The following is an 18,303-nucleotide window of genomic DNA, read 5'->3' as shown; positions in this document are numbered from 1 at the left end:
CCACGGAAGAGATGGCAACTCATGTCAGTGCAGACCCAAGGCACGGACACGGCCGGTGAGCCCGCTGTCCGCAAGGCCCGGATACCGGGTGTGCCGCGGGGGGCGGACCACGCGACCGGGTCCCCGTCCCGCCGCGGCGCCGCCGCCCCCTACCTCCTCCTGCTGCCCGCGCTGCTGGCCACAGTGGTCCTGCTCGGCTGGCCCCTGGTCAAGAACGGCATGCTGTCGTTCCAGAACCTCAACCCGCGGCAGCTCATCCAGCACCTCACCGAGTGGAACGGCGTCGGCAACTACCGGCAGGTGCTGTCCGAGCCGGAGTTCTGGCACGTCGTCGAGCGCACCGTCTTCTTCACCGCCGCCAACGTCGTCCTCATCATGGTGCTCGGCACCCTGATCGGACTGCTGCTGGCCCGGCTCGGCAAGCGGATGCGGCTGCTGCTCATGGTGGGCCTGGTCCTGGCCTGGGCGATGCCCCCCATCGCCGCGACCACCGTCTACCAGTGGCTGTTCGCCCAGCGCTTCGGCGTCGTCAACTGGACGCTGGACAAGCTCGGCTGGCACTCCATGGCCGACCACAACTGGCTGGGCAGCCAGTTCTCCACCTTCTCCGTGGTCGTCCTGCTGATCGTGTGGCAGTCGATCCCGTTCGTGGCGATCAACCTGTACGCCGCCACCACCACGATCCCCAAGGAGCTGTACGAGGCCGCGTCCCTGGACGGCGCCGGTGCCCGGCAGAGCTTCACCTCGGTGACCCTGCCCTTCCTGCGGCCCTTCCTGTACGCCACGACCTTCCTCGAGGTCATCTGGGTCTTCAAGGCGTTCACGCAGATCTTCGCCATCAACCAGGGCGGCCCCGACCGCCTCACCGAGACCCTGCCGATCTACGCCTTCGTCGAGGGCGTCGGCAACCAGCACTTCGGCGTCGGAGCGGCGATCTCCTTCCTGACCATCCTGGTGCTGCTCGTCATCACCTCGTACTACCTGCGCATGGTGCTCAAGCAAGAGGAGGACGAGCTGTGAACCGCTCGCTCATCGGCCGCATCTGGCCAGGCGCGACCGCCGTCGTCCTCTTCGTCGGCTTCGCGTTCCCCGTCTACTGGATGTTCGCGACGGCCTTGAAGCCGACCGGCGACATCATCTCCGAGAACCCGGTGTGGTTCCCGACGAACGTCACCCTCGGCCACTTCGAGAAGGCGATCCACGCCGACCACTTCTGGACCCTGGTCGTCAACTCCGTCACCGTCACGGTCCTGTCGGTCGTCTTCTCGCTCGTCATCGCCCTGTTCGCGGCCTTCGCGCTCGCCCGGATGCGGTTCAGGGGCCGGCGCGGGCTCATCGTGACGTTCATGCTGGCGCAGATGGCCCCCTGGGAGGTCCTGATCATCGCCATCTACATGATCGTCCGCGACAACGACATGCTGGACAGCCTGGTCCCGCTCACCGTCTTCTACACGATGATGGTGCTCCCGCTGACCGTGCTGACGCTGCGCGGCTATGTGGCCGCCGTACCGAAGGACCTGGAGGAGGCGGCCATGGTCGACGGCTGTACCCGCACGCAGGCATTCGTCCGGGTCATCTTCCCGCTGCTGGCCCCCGGCCTGATGGCGACCTCGCTGTTCGGGTTCATCACCGCCTGGAACGAGTTCCCGCTCGTCCTGATCCTCAACAAGGACGTCGAGAAGCAGACCCTGCCGCTGTGGCTGTCGCAGTTCCAGACCGCCTTCGGCGACGACTGGGGCGCCACGATGGCGGCCTCGTCCCTGTTCGCGCTGCCCATCCTGATCCTCTTCGTCTTCCTGCAACGCAAGGCCGTCAGCGGCCTGACCGACGGCGCCGTGAAGGGATGACCCCGCCGATGACCACACTCGCCACCGGCCCTGACACCCTCACCCGGGACGCCCTCGCGGTGCTGCAGCCGGGGTTCGACGGCACCACCGCGCCCGACTGGGTACGCCGCCGCCTCGGTGAGGGCCTCGCCTCCGTCGCCCTGTTCGGCCGCAACGTCGTCACCGAGGATCAGGTCGCCGCCCTCACCGCCCAGTTGCGTGCCGAGCGGGACGATCTGCTCGTCGCCATCGACGAGGAGAGCGGTGACGTCACCCGCCTCGACGTACGCACCGGCTCCTCCTTCCCCGGCAACCACGCGCTCGGCGCCGTCGACGACCCCGCCCTCACCCGGGCCGTCTCCCGCGAGCTGGGCCGGCGCCTGGCCGCCTGCGGCGTCAACTTCGACTGGGCGCCGTCCGCCGACGTCAACGCCAACCCCGACAACCCCGTCATCGGCGTCCGCTCCTTCGGCGCGAGCACCGACCTGGTCGCCCGGCACACCGCCGCCTGGGTCGAGGGCCTGCAGTCCACCGGCGTCGCCGCCTGCACCAAGCACTTCCCCGGCCACGGCGACACCAACGTCGACTCCCACCACGCCGTACCCCGCATCGACGTCGACGCCGACACGCTCTACACCCGCGAGCTGCCCCCGTTCCGCGCGGCCATAGCCGCCGGCACCCGCGCCATCATGAGCGCGCACATCCTCGTGCCCGCGCTCGACCCGGACCGCCCCGGCACCCTCTCCCGCCGCATCCTCACCGAGCTGCTGCGGGGCGAACTCGGCTACCAGGGCCTGATCGTCACCGACGGCATGGAGATGCGCGCGATCTCCGGTACCTACGGCCTGGAGCACGGCGTGGTCCTGGCGATCGCGGCCGGCGCCGACGCCATCTGCGTGGGCGGCGGGCTGTGCGACGAGGGCACCGTGCTCAGGCTCAGGGACGCGCTCGTGGCCGCCGTACGCTCCGGCGAACTGCCCGAGGAACGGCTCGCCGACGCCGCCGCCCGGGTGCGGGACCTGGCCCGGTGGACGGCCAGGGCCCGCAGCGGCGCGGCGGACACCGAGGCGAACCCGCAGATCGGCCTGGTCGCGGCCCGCCGCGCGCTCACCGTGACCCGCGCGGGTACCGCCACACCGGTCACCGCACCGGTGTACGTCGCCCAGTTCGAGCCGGCCCGCAACATCGCCGTCGGCGACCAGACCCCGTGGGGCGTGGCCGCCGAGCTGGAGCGGCTGCTGCCCGGCACCGCCTCCGCCTCCTTCACCGGCGACGACGCGGGCAGCGCGGCCCTCGCCGCCGCCGGCGGCCGGCGGATCGTCGCCGTGGTCCGCGACGAACACCGGCACGGCTGGATGCGCTCCGCGCTCGACACCCTGCTCGCCGCCCGCCCCGACACCGTCGTCGTGGAAATGGGCCTGCCCCAGGCCGCGCCGCGCGGCGCCCTGCACATCGCCACCTACGGCGCCGCCCGGGTCTGCGGTGTGGCGGCGGCCGAGGCCGTCGCAGCGGGCTGAACCCGCTTGCCCCACCGGCCGCCCGCCGACGCGGGCGGCCCGCTCGCTCTTGCTCTTTTCCCGGATCCCCACCGCTGTTGCTCACACGTGTTGTCCAGAGGAATCGCATGCAGACGCCCCACCCCTTCCTCCACCGGGCGGCCTCCACCCGCCCCTACTTCAGCGCCGACGGCGAGACCTACCTCGCCCCGACCCCGCTGCGCCACATCGAGAAGTCCCAGCCCCTCAGGGTCCTCTCCGCAGAGGACTTCGCCTTCTGGCAGACCTACGGCTACGTCGTCGTCCGCGAGGCCATCACCCCCGGCGAGGCCAAGCAACTCCTCGACTTCGCCTGGGAGTTCACCGGACTCGACCCCGACGACCCCGAAACCTGGTACAGCGAACCGCCGTTCCGCTCCGAACTCGACCAGCACCTGTTCATCTACGGCTTCGTCGAGGCCTACCACCACCAGCTCATCTGGGACAGCCGCCAGACCAGGCGGGTCTACGACGCGTTCGTGGACGTCTGGGACTGCGAGGAGCTGTGGGTCACCCTGGACCGGCTCAACCTCAACCCTCCCAACACACGCACCCGTTCCCGCTCCCTGATCGAGCCCACCGACGAGGGCTTCGACATCGAACTGCACTGGGACGTCGACACCACCCTCGCCGTCCTCCCGCAACGCGTCCAGGGCATCATCGCCCTGGGCGACACCCGGCCCGAACTCGGCGGCTTCCAGTGCGCCCCCGAGCTCTTCCGCCGCCTCGAGGAGTGGCGCGTGGCCCAGCCGCCCGGCCGCGACCCGGTCCGGCCCGGCACCGACCGCGCCGAGTTCCCGGTGATCCGCCCCGACCTCCAGGCCGGAGACCTGCTCATCTTCAACGGGCTGCTGGCGCACGGCGTGGCACCGAACCTCTCTGACAACGCTGTCCGAGCCGTCCAGTACCTGTCGATGATGCCCGCCCTGGAGGAGCACACCGCCCTGCGCGACTCCCGCGTCCACTCCTGGCGGACCCTCGCGACCCCCGACTGGAACGCCACCCTCCTCGGCGACGCCCGCCGGCCGGAGGCCGAGCGCTACGGACCCGCCACGCTCGACCCGCTCGGCAGAAGACTGCTCGGACTGGACTCCTGGGCCGCCGCCGTGGAAGAGGCGCAGTGAACCGGATCTGCCTCTGCCTGCCCACCAACCGGGCCTGCTCCGCCACCCTCACCGCCGTTCACCGGGAAGCCGCCCACGCGGCCGAGCACTTCGGCGCCGACGTCCAGCTGCTGATCCTCGACTCCTCCGGCGCCCGCGCCGAGCACGCCCGGGTCCTCGCCGGACTCCGCCCGGTACCAGGTGTCACCGTCCACCACCTCGACGAGGTGACCCAGCGCGCCTTCCTGCGCCGGACGATCGAGCGAGCCGGGTCGGCGGAGCCCGAGCGCCTCCTGCACCTCATGCTCCCGCCCGCCGTCTCCTACGGCGCCTGCACCAACCGTGCCTTCCTGCTGGCCGCCGCCCTCGGCTGCGACTCGCTGCACCGCAGGGACTCCGACAGCGCCTACCAACTCCACGCCGGGCAGCCGGTGTTCCCCGTCCACCACGAGCTGCCCTGGCTGGGCCGCCCCGCCGCCGAGGCCACGACCTCCGTCGCCCGCACCGACCTCGCCCCGGCGCTGCTGGCCCGCCCGGTGTCACTGGTGGGCGCCTCCTTCATCGGCGAACTCTCCGTCGACATCGGGGAGATACGGCGTCTGGACGAGGGCGTGTACCACGACGTCGTCAGCCTCTGGGCGCCCGGCGACTGGCCCGAGGAACGCAAACGGCACCTGGTCGAGGAGTCCTTCACCGGCGCGGGCACGGCACCCTTCACCGGCGACCGGGCGACCCTCACGGTGGTCGACCCCATGCGCGTCGACATGTGCAACATCGCCTTCGGCCGCGCGGTCTACGAACGCATCCCGCTCCCACCCGCCACCGACACCATCGGCAGCGACTACTTCCTCCTCCATGTGGTCCACGACGCCGCCCTGCCCGGCATCCTGCACAACCGCCACATCGAGAACTTCCACACCCCCGAACGCCGCACCGACACCGGCTTCCCGGCCTACCAGCTCCGGTTCGTGAAGTTCCTGCTGTCGATGCTCTACTTCCACCACGTCTACGACCGGATGGCGGACGAGGGCGCCGCTCTGCTGGACGAACGGCACCAGGTACGGGACGACCGGATCGTGCGCTTCCTGCGGGAGAGCACCGACCTGGACCGCACGGAGAACGTCTGGCGGCTGGACCGGGTGGACACGGCCTATCGCAAGCTGGGTGGCCGGTATGCGGCGTTCGCCGAGCAAGTCGCCTTACAGCGCCACGCTTTGCTGGATCAGGCAGCGAAGGACATCGAGGACCACGCATACCTGGCCGAGGCCTGGCCGGCACTGATAGAAGCGACCCGCATATGAGCGCCCCAAAGGGGCGCGGGGAACTGCGCGACAAGCCACAACGAAGGCGCAGCGAACCACTCGGCAAGCCCCTCACCACAGAACTCGCCGCCGCCGAAACCGACCGAATCATCTACGACCTCACCGGCATAGAGCGCCAATTCGACGATCTCCTGAGCGAGTTGCCCGGCACCCACATTCGCTTCGCGCTCAAGGCCTGCCCCGTCGACGATGTCCTGCACTGCCTGGCTGCCCGCGGAGCCGGGTTCGACGCAGCCGGCCCTGCTGAAATCACGCAGGCACTACGCGCTGGCGCCTCAGCTGACCGCATCCACTACGGCAACACCATCAAGTCCGACCGGGACATCGCCGAGGCCCACCGCCTGGGTGTCCGTACCTTTGCCACCGACAGCGTCGAGGACGTCACCGCCATCGCCGCGCACGCGCCCCGCGCCCGGGTGTTCTGCCGCCTGACCACCAGCGGGGAGGGCGCCCTGTGGGGCCTGAACCGCAAGTTCGGCTGCGCCCCCGACGACGCCGTCCGCGTGCTGGAGACGGCCCGCGAGGCCGGACTCACCCCGGCCGGCCTGTCCGTGCACGTCGGCTCCCAGCAGATGACCGGCGAGGCCTGGCAGCAGGCCCTCGACACCCTCGCCGGGACCCTGACGGCGCTGGCCGGGCGGGGGATCGTGCCCGACCACGTCAACCTCGGCGGCGGTCTGCCCGCGCTGGGCTACCAGGACCGTCACGGCAACCCCCTCGACCCGCCCCTGGACAAGATCTTCACCGTGCTCCGCGAGGGCATGGACCGGCTGCGCGACCTCACCTCCGCCCCGCTCGACTTCGTCATGGAACCGGGCCGCCACCTGGTCGCCGACCACGGCGCCGTCCGCGCCCACGTCTCCCGGCTGACCCGCCGCAGGCAGCCGGACGGCACCGACGCCCACTGGCTCTACCTGAGCTGCGGAAAGTTCAACGGCCTCTACGAAATGGACCAGTTGACGCACCGGATGGTGTTCCCGGGCCACCACGGGACACCGGAGCATGTCTCCGCGATCGTCGCCGGCCCCACCTGCGACAGCGACGACGCCTACGGCGAGGGCCGGCACCCGGTGCGCGTGCCGGCGTCGGTCACCTCCGGCGACCCGGTCTGGATCCTCTCCGCCGGCGCCTACGCCACCAGCTACATGACCCAGGGCTTCAACGGCATCCGCCCGCTGCCCTGCGTGTGCATCCGGGGCCAGGAAGGACAGCACTGACATGACACACCTGATACGCGGCATCACCGAGGCCGACTGGCCCGAGGTGGGGGCCCTGGAAGCGGAGGCGTACGCGGACACCGCGCTCACGGAGGGGGAGGCGGCGCTGCGCTCCCGGGCCTCGGCGGGCACCTGCCTCGTCCTGGACCTCGACGGCCGGATCGCGGGCTACGCACTGACCCTGCCGTACCCGAGGTTCCGCTGCCCCGACCTGACCCGCGCCGAGCAGACGGCCCACTGCTCCACCAACCTGCACCTGCACGACCTCGTCATCACCGCGCCCCTGCGCCGCAGGGGGCTCGGCAGCCGTATGGCCCGCCATCTCACGGACATCGCCCGCACCCGCGGCTTCCAGACCATGTCCCTGATCGCGGTCGCCGGCAAGGAGTCCTTCTGGCGGGCCAACGGCTACCGCGCCCACCGCGAGGCCCCCGTCCCGGCCGGGTACGGCAGCGGCGCGGTGTACATGTCGGCGCAGGTCGCCGCCGTGCGGAAGGCGAGCTGATGCCCACACCGTCCTTCGAGCGAGCCAAGTGGTCCATCGCGGCGCTGTTCTGCTTCCTCGGCTTCCAGTACGGCACCTGGGTCTCCCGGCTTCCCGCGCTCAAGACCCGGCTGGGCCTGGGCGCCGGGGAGGTGGGCCTGCTGCTGATGGTCTGCGGGGCCGGTGCGGCGGCCTCCTTCCCACTGGTGGCCCTCCTGATGCGCCGCCTCGGCTCCCGGCGGCTGTCCCTGGCCTCCGCCCTGTGCCTGGTGGCCGTACTGGCCGCTCTGTCCGCCGCACCGAACTACCCGCTCGCCCTCCTGGCGGTCTGCGCCGACGGAGTGGCGGTCGGCTGCCTCAACGTCGCCATGAACGCCCAGGGCGCCGCGCTGGAGAAGGCCCACGACCGCACCGCCATGTCCCAGCTGCACGCCACGTTCAGCGCCGGTCTGCTCACCGCCGCCCTGCTGACCTCGGGTGTGACCTCGCTGACCGGGTCGGTGCCGGCCCATTTCACCGTGGCCGGAGCCCTGTTGTTGTTCCTGCTCGCCGGTGCCCGCTCCGGGCTGCTCACGGATACGGAACCGGTGACGCCGGGCGGGCCGAAGCGGAGCCGCCGCCCGGCCCTTCCCTCCTGGACGACCCTGCTGCTGGGCTGCGCCATGGTCTTCGGCACCATCACCGAGGGCGCGATGAACGACTGGTCGACGCTCTACCTGAAGGACGTCGTCAAGGCCTCCGCGTCCGTGGCGCCGCTGGGCATCGCGGTCGTCTCCGTGATGATGCTGCTGGCCCGCCTGCGCGCGGACCGCTGGCGCGGTCGCTGGGGCGACGGCCGGGTGGTGCGGGCCGGCAGCGCGGTGGCCGCCGCCGGTCTGGCCCTCGCCCTGCTCACCGGCGGGCTGGTCCCGACCCTCCTCGGCTTCGCCTGTGTCGGCCTCGGCGCGGCCGCCGTCACCCCGTGCGTCTACGTCGCGGCCGCCGGCCACGGCTCCGACGCCCTGGCCCTGGTCGCCGCGATGGGCACCACCGGGCTGCTGGCCGGCCCGGCACTGATCGGATTCGTCGCGGGCAGCACGAGCCTCACCGTCGGCATGGCGACCGTCGCCGCGTCGGCCCTGATCGTGACGCTGACCGCGTTCCGGATCCCCTGGCCCGAACGACGCACCCCGGCACCCGCGGCCGAACCGCGACCTTCGTCGTCCTCGAACAGCGCGCCGGTCCGGACACCTGCGGGGTCGGAGCCTCCGGGTGCGGCTTCTTGACGTGCGAGACGTACCCGCCGGGGACCCGCTGCTCCATCGCCTTCGCGCCGAGCATGTGATACGGCACGAGCAGGAACTTCTTCCCGTCCGTGGTCAGCCACTCGTGCTTGGTGAACAGCGGGTCGAACTCCTGCCGGGCACGGGCGGGCCGGCCTGCCGCTGAGCAGCGCGTGCAGTACGGCCATGGAGTGCGACTTACCGGAGCCGAAGCAGCCGTGCAGGTAGGGCGCCTTCGACTTGTGCGTGTCAAGGGCCGTCTTGATGTACCCGAGCACCTCGTCGAAGTTCTCCAGCAGCCGCTCGGTGACCACGTGGTCCTTCAGCGCGCGCTCGGCGCCATGACATCGCGGAGCAGGGGCGGCTGCTGGGCCTGGGCGATCAGGGGCTCGCTCTCCTGCCGGCGCCGCGTGCGGTGTCGCTGCCGCTCGCGGCGCAGGTCGGGTGGTTCATCACGGCCGGCGAACGTCACCGGCGGCGGGGCAGACGCCGTACCAGCCGCCTGCCGCGGGCCCGCCAGGACGGCCGCGACTGGGTGTGCACCGAGACGAGGATGAGCGCCCGCTCCTGCGGAGTGGCCCCGCGCGTCAGCCAGATCAGCGAGAGGTGCCGCACCGCGGTCCGCGCGAGGACGAGCGCGGCGGTCACGGTCCCGGCCGGCCCGGAGGCGTGCGGCAGCGCGTGCAGCAGGTCGAGGATCGTGTCGAGTGCCATATTCGATTCCCTGCCCGAAAGGGGACTCTCCCTCGGCTCGGACCTCAACTGGCCCTGGGGAGAGGCCGGTCGGCGACCGGCCCCCATAGACCACCCCGGCACGCCTTTTCTTCGCCCGCCCCGCCCGGCCGCACCTCCCGAAGCACCTTTACCGGTCGCCACGACCTGGCAGGATGTGGGGAATTCTTCAGCGCGGTACGCCGGGGGAAGTGGTGAAGAAATCGGTGAACGCACGGCCGCTGCCACCGGGACGCGGCCGTAAGCTCGACTGGACGTCGGTGGCGGGCTGCTACGACGAGGACACTCGTCCGAATACCGCCTGGCTGTGGCGGGCTCTGGCGCACTGGACAGCCGAGCACGGCGACCCCGAGACCGGGTTCCAGCCGCGGAACAAGACGGTCGCGGAGTGGATCGACCATCGCGAGTCCGCGGTGACGGCCTGGCGCAAGGGCGAGTTGTGGAACCTCACATGGTTCGCAGCCGTGCGCGCCCGGGTGGGCTGTGACCCGGCCACCTGCGATTCGCCCTACGCGGACGAGGACGAGCTGTTCGAGAGGCGCTATGCCGCCGATCAGGAGGAGAAGGCGCACAGGGCGTCCTCTTCCGTGCCTGCCCGCCTGCCCTCGCCCCGCACCGGCACCGTCACGACCCGGCCCGTCGGGATGCCGGCCCGGGCTGCGTTTGTCCCTGATCTGTCCGTCCCTGCCCAGCAGGACGAGACCAGTGTCGCCCTCCGCAAGGTCGACTCGGCCGACCGTCGCACCGTCCGCGCCTGGGAGGCCGTCGTACCCTTGCTCGACGACCCTGATCGGGCCGCCGTCCACCTCCGCGACGTGTACGTCACCCGCCGTGCCCAGAAGGTGCTCGTCCGGGGCCTCAAGAACCAGTTGGTGAACCGCAGCCCGCAGGGCAACGCCGTGCTCGGGGAGCCCGGCACCGGCAAGAGCTGCGTGCTGTGGGGAGTGCGCGAGGAACTGCGCACCGCTGGGTGGACGGTCGTGGCGGTCTCGGCCTCCGCCCTGCTCGGCACCCCGGACGACCCGGCGGACCTCAGGCTCCAGGAGCTGATCGCAGCCCTCGAGGCGAGGCTGTCGGGCGCGCGGGACCGACGGGGAGCCCGTCCAGTCGCCCTCTTGCTGGACACCGTGGACCTGCTGCTCCACGACGACACGGACCAGGGACGCAACCGTCTGGTGACTCTGGTCCGGGGTGCCCGCAAGCTGGGTGTCGCCGTCGCCGTGGCCTGCCGGTCGGCCGAGGCGCGCAGGTTGGAGGACCACGACCCGGCGGGCATCGAGGCACTGCTCAGCAAGGAGCACCTGGAGGGCTACGACGACGGCCGCGCCGCAGCGGCGGCCACGCAGCACGTCGGCGCCCCCTGGGAACCGGACTCCGAACTCGACCGTGCCGTCGAGGCACACCTGCGGGTCTTCTGCCGTGACCCCGGGCGGCCGAGCCCGCGCGAGGAAGACAGCGAGGAGGGCAGTCATCACGGACGTGGCCCTGTGGAGCCGCTGGCCCAGCGGATGCGGTCGACGCTCGTGTACGCGGCGGCCCGGGGACTGCCGCTCGGACAGCTGATCCGCCACCCCCTGTCCCTGCGCATGCTGTTCGACGTCTACGCCCCCGCCGGTCCACGCGACAAGGACATCGACGTCACCGACCTCTTCCGGGAGTACTGGGAGGCCCGTGTGACCGAGGACGTCCGGCACGCCGTCTTCGGCGACGAACCGGTGGACGACGAGGCCCGGTGGAACCTCTCGGCGGAGGTACGGGTACTGGGCCTCGCGATGCTCCGCGAGGGCAAGCCGGAACTGCACCGCGCGGATGCGCTGACCACCCTGGTCGCGCACACGGACCTCAAGCGGCGCCGTGCCCAGCGGGCGGTGGCCGTGCTGCTGCGCCGGGGCGTGCTGCGCAAGGTCGAGGGCGGCCGCGTCTCCTTCCACCACCAGGCGTTCGCCGAGCACGCGGCCGGACAGGCCCTGCGGTTCGCCAGGCGCGGGCTCACCGCGACGGCCGATCGCGTCACGGCCCACCCGGACGACCTGCTCCTCGCCGAGGCCGCCCGGCACGCCTTCCACATCGCGGACCGCGACGGCGCCGCGGGCTGGTACCCCGCGCTGGAGACGCTGATGCGGCACGACCACGCGGCGACCCGGCTCACCGCCCTGCGCATCCACGCCGGCCTGCGCCACCCGCCGGAGAGCGCGGTGTCCCTGGCCGTGGAGACCCTGCGGGACGCCGACCCGTGGCAGACCGCTTCGTACATGACGGTGCTGACCGGCACCAGCAACCCGGCGCCGTCCGCCTGGCCGCGCACCCTGCGCGCCGTCTGGGACCGCGAGGACACCCAGGACCGCCGTCGGGTGCTGATCGCCGCCACCCACCTCGCGCACCAGCAGCGGGACCAGGTCGCGAGGTTCCTCTCCGGCCTCGGCCTGCTCGACTTCGCGGGCCGGGAACAGCTGAAGTGCCTCCCCTACGGCCGGGATCTGACCCTCTTCCTCCTCGGCCTGCACATCGCGGCACCCGGGAAGTGCGCGACCGGCGTGACCAAGCTGCTGGAGGCGGCGGTCACCTTCCGCAACAAGTCCGTCCTGCTGCACACCCTCATCGCGCTGGCGCACCTCGTCGCCAGGCATCCCGGCCAGTACGACGACCACGCCGCGAGCCTGCCCGAACTCCTCGACGGCCTCCAGCAGAAGCAGTGGCAGGCGGACCTCGACAAGCTCGTCGAGACGGCGGCCCCGGCGTGGGCGTCCACCCTACGAGCGGCCACTGCCACGCAGATCGAGGACATCGTCCGATCCCTGGCCGAACGTCTGAAGGCCGGCCCACCGGGCCCTTCCAGCGCACTGCGGCTGCGTGCCCTGGCCGAGGTGCTCGCCACCGGGTCCCGCAGACTGGTCCAACGCTGCCTGGATCTCCTCGCGGACGCGGCGACCTCACCCGAATCCGCCGAGCCCGTCGCCAAGTACCTGCTGGCGCCTCTCCTCTCCCGGGAGCCGGACCAGACGGGCGTCGCCGCCGCCCGCGAGTGGTGCCGGCGCCATCTGTCGCCGACGGAGCTGACGGACGGACCGGACGCCGAACGCGGTGCCACCGGCGTGATCGCCAAGGCCCTCGCGGCGGACAAGGTGCCCCTGCCCGCCGCGACGGTGGCGGCCTGCCTGCCCAGGCCGCCGGACCCGGCCCGCTGCCGCGAGTCGACGCTTCGGCGCTGGCTGAGCGACCCGTGGCCGCCGTCCCTCACGGTGGCGGCCGCAGCCGGAGGCCACCCCGTCGCCGTACGAGCCCTGGACCTGCACGTCACCACGGAGCCGCCCGCTGACGGGGCCTACGCCGTACGGCTGCGGGAGACGATCGGCCGCCGTGCCGCGGACCATCCCGGCGCTCTCCTCGGTCGGCTCCAGGAGGACGCCGCCCGGAGCGGCGACCTGAGCGGGCTGAAACGCCTGGCCAACATGGGCCCCGACATGATGACTGCCGTCCTGGAGGACCCCGAACACAGGGAGACCCTGCTCACTATCGCCAAGATCCTCCAGGACTCGCCCGCCGGGCTCAAGGCCGTCGGCGTCAAACTGCAGACGCTGGCGACCACCCAGGGCGGCCTGCTCCCGGCCACCGTCGACGAGGCGGTCGCCCTCCTGAAGGCCACACGCAACGGCGAGGTCCAAAAGGGCGTCCTCAGCAGCGTCGGCGAGCAACTGCACAGGCACGCCGCGCAATGGCGGGCACAGGACCCGTTCGGAAAACTCATCCCGGTCCTGGAGGCCATGGAGGACCGAGGGCGCGAGATGCGGGCCACGGCCGGCCAACCGTACGACCACCACGCCCGGCAGTTCATGCTGGCCGCCAACGAGGCATATCTTCTGCGGATCGCCCTGCACGCCCACTTCGACGACCTTGCCGCGCAGCCCGTGGACGAACTTCTCGGCGCCTTGGCGGGCTTGGTCTTCGCGGACCTCCCCCTCTTCCTCCCACCGGGCGACCGGGAGATCGCCCTGCACGCGTGGCGCCGCCGCTTCGAGCACCTGCCCCACCTGTGCCGCCGCCTCGCCGAGGCGGACCACCGGGCGGCTGCCCGAGGCCTGCTGGACCGCGTCCTCGACTTCACCAACCGGGTCCATCCCTCGGGCAAGGGCAACTGGCGCGACGGCCTCGCCAACGACTGGCGGCGCTATTTGCGCGTGGTCAGCTTGGAGGACCGGGAGCAACTGACCAACACCATCCTCGACTTCGCCGTCCGGGACATCGCCTTCGCCAAGCAGCTGGTGGAGGTCGCCGGCCAGAGCCTGGGCGACATCTCGCCGGAGCTGTACACCCTGATGCGCGACCCGAGGACTCCACCGGCCCTCATGCCGGCGCTGCGCAGTACGGCGTCCTGGGCGGGGCGGGCGGGGCATGGGGAGGCTTGGACGGAGGTGTTCGCGGAGGTGGGGTGAGAGCACCGGTACGTGGGCCCGTATGCCGGGGCCCATGCATTCGGAACGTGGGCGCGCGTGTCAGATCTCGGTGCCGCCCGCGAAGCGCCCAGGGGACACGAGAACGATGCGGACCTCATGCGTGACCTCGGCAAAAACCGCCTGCTACTCCTCGGTCATCCGGAGATCCCCCGGACCGCGAATGTCGGCGGCCGTGGCGACAGCGGCGTCGAATGCGGAATCCTGGCGGGCGACGACCCGGCCGCGGAACTCCTCCACCAGGCGGACGACACCGGAGAGGTCGGCGGGATCGGCGTGGTTGATCTCGCGAGCGAGCTCGGCCTCGAAGTCGTCGGCGTCACTGGGAAAGCCGTAGCCCAGGACGAGCGCCGCTCGGAGCTCGCCGCTGCGCATGGGTCCCTGGCGGCATCGGCGGAGCCTATGGCGGAGGCTGAACCGCGGCGGCGTCAGCCCCGTTCACGCCGAGCCGGGTCCGGCTGCGCTCGTTGGCATCGGCGAGGCGGGCGCGAAGCAGTTCGGCGGGGGTGAGCGGATGGACGTGGTGCGGGGCGACGTCCCACTCCCGGCCGCCGGAGAGGGGGCGGAGCTGGAGGTACGGGCCTTCGTTGCCCATGACGACGCCGACGCGGTCGCGGGTGGTGTCGCGGACGGTGGTGCCAGGTGGGAGTGGGGGAGGGGCGGGGTTGGGGGTGGGGGTGGTGGTCATCGGGCGGCGCCCTTGGCGATGACGGCGGCGAGGTCCAGGGCGACGGGAGCGGAGCAGACGCCGAGGTGGACGAGGGCATAGCGTGCGCGGGTGCCTGCGGTGGTGTCCTCGGCGTCGTCGGGGAGCGGGTCGCCCCAGGGGGTGCGGACGTCCATCGCGGGGAGCTGGATGCCGGCCTGCGTGAGGGCAGCAGCGAGGGCGTCTCGGGCGGCGGTGGCTTCCTGGAGCTTCGGGGGGAGTGGGTTCAGCATGGGTGTCCTCCGGCGGCGGTGAGTGGCAAGGGGCGTTGATTTCCCTTTTGCCAGCGACGTCGACACACGGTGAATTACCGTGTGTAGTCGGCGCATTACGAGAATGCCGTCGGGTGGGTCGGGACATGCCGTGGGTGGGGCGTGGTTCCCCGCCTGATCACGCACGTTCCACAACTTCCACAGCTGGTGGGGCGTGCGGGCATGGGTGATGTGCGTGCACCAGTACGTCTGCGCATGGAGGGAGCCGCGATGCCGCAGCGACGTGTTGTCACCGGCCGCAGCCAGGAGCCGCGCCAGCGGTTCGCGGAGGAGTTACGGCACCTGCGCGCCGAAAAGGGGGCCAGCCTGCGGCAGCTCGGGGAGCGGCTGGGCTGGGACTGGTCGCTGTTCGGCAAGATGGAGAAGGGGGAGACGCTGGGCGGGCCGGAGGTCGTCCAGGCGTTGGACCAGTACTACGGGACGCCGGGGATGTTGCTGGCGTTGTGGGAGTTGGCACGGGCCGATAAGACGCAGTTTCGGGAGCGGTATCGGCAGTACATGGCGCTGGAGGCCGAGGCAGTGAGCCTGTGGCACTTCGCTGTGAGCGTGTTGCCTGGGTTGCTGCAGACGCCGGGGTATGCGCGGGAGGTACTGGCTGCTGGTGGGCTGAAGGGGGCTGAGCTGGACCAGCAGGTTGAGGCTCGGATGGGCCGACGGGAGCTGCTGGAGGGGGAGGAGGCGCCGCCGTTCCGGACGATCCTCTCGGAGGCCGCCTTGCTCACGCCGCTTCGAGAAGCGGACGAGTGGCGCGCACAGTTGGAGCACCTGGTGGGGATGTCGGACCGCGAAAACGTGACCGTCCATGTGCTGCCGAACAACGCCGGACTGCACGCGCTGCTGGGCTTCGATGTGTGGTGTCTGCTTCTGCCGGACGGCCGGACTGTGGCCTACACCGAGAACGGGTACAGGGGCGAACTCATCGAGGAAACCGCGCCGGTTGTGCGCCTTCAGACGGCGTACGATTCAGTGCGCGACCTGGCACTGACACCAGCCGAGTCGCGGAAGTACATCTTGCGCAAGTTGGAGGAAGTGCCGTGCGGATCGTCGACCTGAGCGCCGCTTCGTGGCGTAAGAGCAGCCGCAGCAATCAGGACGGTGGCGCGTGCATTGAGGTCTCCGACGACTTCGACGCCGTTGTCCCCGTGCGTGACAGCAAGCGTGTGAACGGCCCTGTGATCGTGTTCGCGTCTGATGGCTGGGCCTCGTTCGTAACGGCCCTGAAGAGGGGCGATTTCGGCGCCTGACTTGCCTCTGGAGCTACAACGGCCCCACGCCCACCGAAATGGTGAGCGTGGGGCCGCTGCCGTTACTTCTTGGTGCTACGGCGTCCACGGGTCGCGGCGGGCGATCCGCCGGGACTGCCCTGCCGGGCCGGCGAGTCGGCCCAGCGGAGCCGGCGGACAGTCAACTCCTTTTGGTCACACAGGGTTTACGTGCGTTCGACCCGTCGACCGGTGGGACTTGTTATGGTGTTACTCGTTGGTAGCAATTGAGTGGGGGGACACGGGGAGACCTGTGGCCATCTCGCCGCCGGGCGAGTGGCGAGACGGATGACCTGGCAAGGGGGCCCGGTCAACGGCTTCTGCGCGTGCGCATCACGCGGCCGTCGAACTCCAGTTCCCTCACCCGCTGACCCGGACAGGTGGGACTCCTCACATGGCTCGTTCCCTGGTCGAATTACTGACCGCGCACGCCCAGCAACAGCCCGACCGCACCGCCTACCGGTACCTCCTCACCGGCGACTGCGACGGGGACATCCAGGAGATCTCCTACGGCCGACTGGCCCACCGCTCCCGGGCCGTAGCCGGCTGGCTCCAGGACCGCGGCCTGGCCGGCTCGCGCGCCCTGCTGCTCCATCCGCCCGGCCTGGAGTTCGTCTCCGCCTTTCTGGGCTGCCTCGCCGCCGGCGTGGTCGCCGTGCCGGGCGTGCCGCCGCAGGGACGGTCGCAGAACCACCGCGCTCTCGTCCGGATGAAGCGTCTGATGGCCGACTCCGACGCCAAGGTGATCCTCGGAGGCCGTGAAGTCATCGGCGCCCTGCGCACATGGAACGAGCACCTGCCCGAACTGGACACGGTCCCCCGCGTCGCCACCGAGGACATTCCCGACGACGCGGCCGGCTCCTGGCAAGACCCCGGCCTCACCGCCGACTCGGTGGCCTTCCTCCAGTACACCTCCGGCTCCACCTCCGCCCCGCGCGGCGTGGTGGTCACCCACGGCAACCTGCTGGACAACGAGCGGATCATCACCGAGCGGATGGGGCACACCCCGGACGCCCTCGCGGAGCACGGCCGCGAACTGATCCTCAGCTGGCTCCCCGTCTACCACGACATGGGCCTCATGGGCCCGGTGCTGAACACGCTGTACCTGGGCGCCACGGCCACGCTCTTCTCACCCCTGCACTTCCTGCAGAGCCCCGACCGCTGGCTGACCGCGATCAGCCGTTACCGTCCGCACACCAGCGGCGGCCCCAACTTCGCCTATGAGCTGTGCCTGAAGCACGCCACCGCCGAACTGGTCGACAGCCTCGACCTGAGCGCGTGGAAGGTCGCCTTCAACGGCGCCGAACCGGTGCGCGCGGCCACGCTGCGACGGTTCACCGAGACCTTCCGCGCGGCCGGCTTCCGCCGGGAGGCGTTCTACCCGTGCTACGGCCTGGCCGAGGCCACCTTGATGGTCACCGGCGGTGCGACGGACGCCCCGCCCACCCTGCTGGACGCCGCCGAGACCGGCCCGCACGCCGGCGAGGCGGACGCGGCCGCCGTGGGCTGCGGCCGGCCCGGGACGGGGATCACCGTGGTGATCGCCGACCCCGAACGGCGGGAGGAACTGCCCGAGGGCGAGGTCGGCGAGATCTGGGTCGCCGGCGCGAGCGTGGCCAAGGGCTACTGGCGCAACACCCTGGCCACCCGCGAGACCTTCCGCGCCACCCTGACCGGCCGTGAGGGTCGCTTCCTGCGCACGGGCGACCTCGGCTTCCTGCGTGACGGCGAACTGTTCGTCACCGGCCGCCTGAAGGACCTCGTCGTCATCGACGGGCGCAACCACTACCCGCAGGACCTGGAGCTGTCCGCGGAGTTGTCCCACCCGGCACTGCGGCCCGGCTGCACCGCGGCGTTCTCCGTGGACGCCGGCGGCGTGGAGGGCGAACAGGTCGTCATGGTCGCCGAGGCGGCGCCCGATGCGGCCGGCGAGGCCGAGAAGATCACCGACCTGGTGCGCAGCGCGATCGGTGCGGCCCATGGCCTGTCGGTGCGGGACGTGGTGCTGGTCCACCCCGGCACCATCCCGAAGACGTCCAGCGGGAAGATCCAGCGCCGCGCCTCCCGGGCGGCCTACCTCGACGGCACCCTCGCCCTGGTCGGCGTGCCCGTCACGGGATGACCCCACGGCCGC

The 18,303-nt window shown here is 71.3% G+C and carries 17 protein-coding genes and 1 pseudogene; 12 read left to right on the top strand and 6 right to left on the bottom strand.

Annotated elements, in window-relative coordinates:
* The first annotated feature begins 21 nt into the window (after positions 1-21).
* The 8 genes from LMU33_RS01365 to LMU33_RS01330 all read left to right on the top strand — a co-directional run bounded on the left by LMU33_RS01365 (position 22) and on the right by LMU33_RS01330 (position 8,752).
* Positions 22-1,020 (top strand): carbohydrate ABC transporter permease, encoded by a 999-nt coding sequence (locus LMU33_RS01365; protein WP_228616505.1) that lies wholly within the window; start codon positions 22-24, stop codon positions 1,018-1,020.
* A complete protein-coding gene (locus tag LMU33_RS01360) occupies positions 1,017-1,847 on the top strand; it encodes a carbohydrate ABC transporter permease (RefSeq protein ID WP_228616503.1) in 831 nt (276 codons plus the stop codon). Before LMU33_RS01365 ends, LMU33_RS01360 begins: the two co-directional genes overlap by 4 nt.
* Before the next feature lie 8 nt (positions 1,848-1,855).
* A complete protein-coding gene (locus LMU33_RS01355; RefSeq protein ID WP_228616501.1) occupies positions 1,856-3,343 on the top strand; it encodes a glycoside hydrolase family 3 protein in 1,488 nt (495 codons plus the stop codon).
* A 107-nt stretch (positions 3,344-3,450) separates the two neighbouring features.
* Positions 3,451-4,485, top strand: coding sequence for a phytanoyl-CoA dioxygenase family protein (locus tag LMU33_RS01350; RefSeq protein ID WP_228616499.1), 1,035 nt, complete (start codon positions 3,451-3,453; stop codon positions 4,483-4,485).
* Positions 4,482-5,765: a DUF6271 family protein gene (locus LMU33_RS01345; RefSeq protein ID WP_228616497.1), complete on the top strand. Its 1,284-nt coding sequence runs from the start codon at positions 4,482-4,484 to the stop codon at positions 5,763-5,765. Before LMU33_RS01350 ends, LMU33_RS01345 begins: the two co-directional genes overlap by 4 nt.
* Positions 5,762-7,003 (top strand): type III PLP-dependent enzyme, encoded by a 1,242-nt coding sequence (locus LMU33_RS01340; protein WP_228616495.1) that lies wholly within the window; start codon positions 5,762-5,764, stop codon positions 7,001-7,003. Before LMU33_RS01345 ends, LMU33_RS01340 begins: the two co-directional genes overlap by 4 nt.
* Position 7,004: 1 nt before the next feature.
* The gene (locus LMU33_RS01335; protein ID WP_228616493.1) at positions 7,005-7,508 is read left to right on the top strand and encodes a GNAT family N-acetyltransferase; all 504 of its coding nucleotides are present in this window, start codon (positions 7,005-7,007) and stop codon (positions 7,506-7,508) included.
* On the top strand, positions 7,508-8,752 hold the full coding sequence (locus tag LMU33_RS01330) for an MFS transporter (protein WP_228616491.1): 1,245 nt from the start codon (positions 7,508-7,510) through the stop codon (positions 8,750-8,752). The genes LMU33_RS01335 and LMU33_RS01330 overlap by 1 nt, the downstream gene beginning before the upstream one ends.
* A gap of 170 nt (positions 8,753-8,922) precedes the next feature.
* Here the strand turns inward: LMU33_RS01330 and LMU33_RS42285 are convergent.
* The 3 genes and pseudogenes from LMU33_RS42285 to LMU33_RS01315 form a co-directional block, all read right to left on the bottom strand.
* Positions 8,923-9,063: pseudogene (locus LMU33_RS42285) on the bottom strand (DUF6079 family protein); the annotation flags it as partial.
* An 8-nt stretch (positions 9,064-9,071) separates the two neighbouring features.
* Positions 9,072-9,221 carry a hypothetical protein gene (locus tag LMU33_RS01320; RefSeq protein ID WP_228616489.1) on the bottom strand — a complete coding sequence of 50 codons (150 nt, stop codon included), beginning with the start codon at positions 9,219-9,221 and terminating at the stop codon, positions 9,072-9,074.
* A complete protein-coding gene (locus LMU33_RS01315) occupies positions 9,218-9,463 on the bottom strand; it encodes a hypothetical protein (RefSeq protein ID WP_228616487.1) in 246 nt (81 codons plus the stop codon). Before LMU33_RS01315 ends, LMU33_RS01320 begins: the two co-directional genes overlap by 4 nt.
* 224 nt (positions 9,464-9,687) lie before the next feature.
* On the opposite strand from LMU33_RS01315, the gene LMU33_RS01310 reads away from it, so the two are divergent.
* The gene (locus LMU33_RS01310) at positions 9,688-13,911 is read left to right on the top strand and encodes an NACHT domain-containing protein (RefSeq protein ID WP_228616485.1); all 4,224 of its coding nucleotides are present in this window, start codon (positions 9,688-9,690) and stop codon (positions 13,909-13,911) included.
* Between the two features lie 144 nt (positions 13,912-14,055).
* Here LMU33_RS01310 and LMU33_RS01305 read toward each other — a convergent pair whose 3' ends face one another.
* From LMU33_RS01305 to LMU33_RS01295, 3 genes are read right to left on the bottom strand one after another with little or no spacing between them, the layout of a single operon-like run.
* Positions 14,056-14,304 carry a hypothetical protein gene (locus tag LMU33_RS01305; protein ID WP_228616483.1) on the bottom strand — a complete coding sequence of 83 codons (249 nt, stop codon included), beginning with the start codon at positions 14,302-14,304 and terminating at the stop codon, positions 14,056-14,058.
* A gap of 25 nt (positions 14,305-14,329) precedes the next feature.
* On the bottom strand, positions 14,330-14,617 hold the full coding sequence (locus tag LMU33_RS01300; RefSeq protein WP_372477843.1) for a hypothetical protein: 288 nt from the start codon (positions 14,615-14,617) through the stop codon (positions 14,330-14,332).
* Positions 14,614-14,868: a hypothetical protein gene (locus LMU33_RS01295; RefSeq protein ID WP_228616481.1), complete on the bottom strand. Its 255-nt coding sequence runs from the start codon at positions 14,866-14,868 to the stop codon at positions 14,614-14,616. The genes LMU33_RS01300 and LMU33_RS01295 overlap by 4 nt, the downstream gene beginning before the upstream one ends.
* Before the next feature lie 249 nt (positions 14,869-15,117).
* Between LMU33_RS01295 and LMU33_RS01290 the strand changes: the two genes are divergently transcribed.
* The 3 genes from LMU33_RS01290 (at position 15,118) to LMU33_RS01280 (ending at position 18,291) form a co-directional block, all read left to right on the top strand.
* On the top strand, positions 15,118-15,960 hold the full coding sequence (locus LMU33_RS01290; RefSeq protein WP_228616479.1) for a helix-turn-helix domain-containing protein: 843 nt from the start codon (positions 15,118-15,120) through the stop codon (positions 15,958-15,960).
* Positions 15,942-16,151: a DUF397 domain-containing protein gene (locus LMU33_RS01285; protein WP_228616477.1), complete on the top strand. Its 210-nt coding sequence runs from the start codon at positions 15,942-15,944 to the stop codon at positions 16,149-16,151. Before LMU33_RS01290 ends, LMU33_RS01285 begins: the two co-directional genes overlap by 19 nt.
* Before the next feature lie 412 nt (positions 16,152-16,563).
* Entirely contained in the window at positions 16,564-18,291 is a 1,728-nt protein-coding gene (locus tag LMU33_RS01280; protein WP_228616476.1) for a fatty acyl-AMP ligase, read from the top strand.
* Positions 18,292-18,303 lie beyond the last annotated feature (12 nt).

Source organism: Streptomyces barringtoniae (assembly GCF_020819595.1).
In the GTDB taxonomy this organism is placed as follows: domain Bacteria; phylum Actinomycetota; class Actinomycetes; order Streptomycetales; family Streptomycetaceae; genus Streptomyces; species Streptomyces barringtoniae.
The sequence above is the reverse complement of the archived record's forward strand: the minus strand, read 5'-3'. Positions and strand labels throughout refer to the sequence as shown.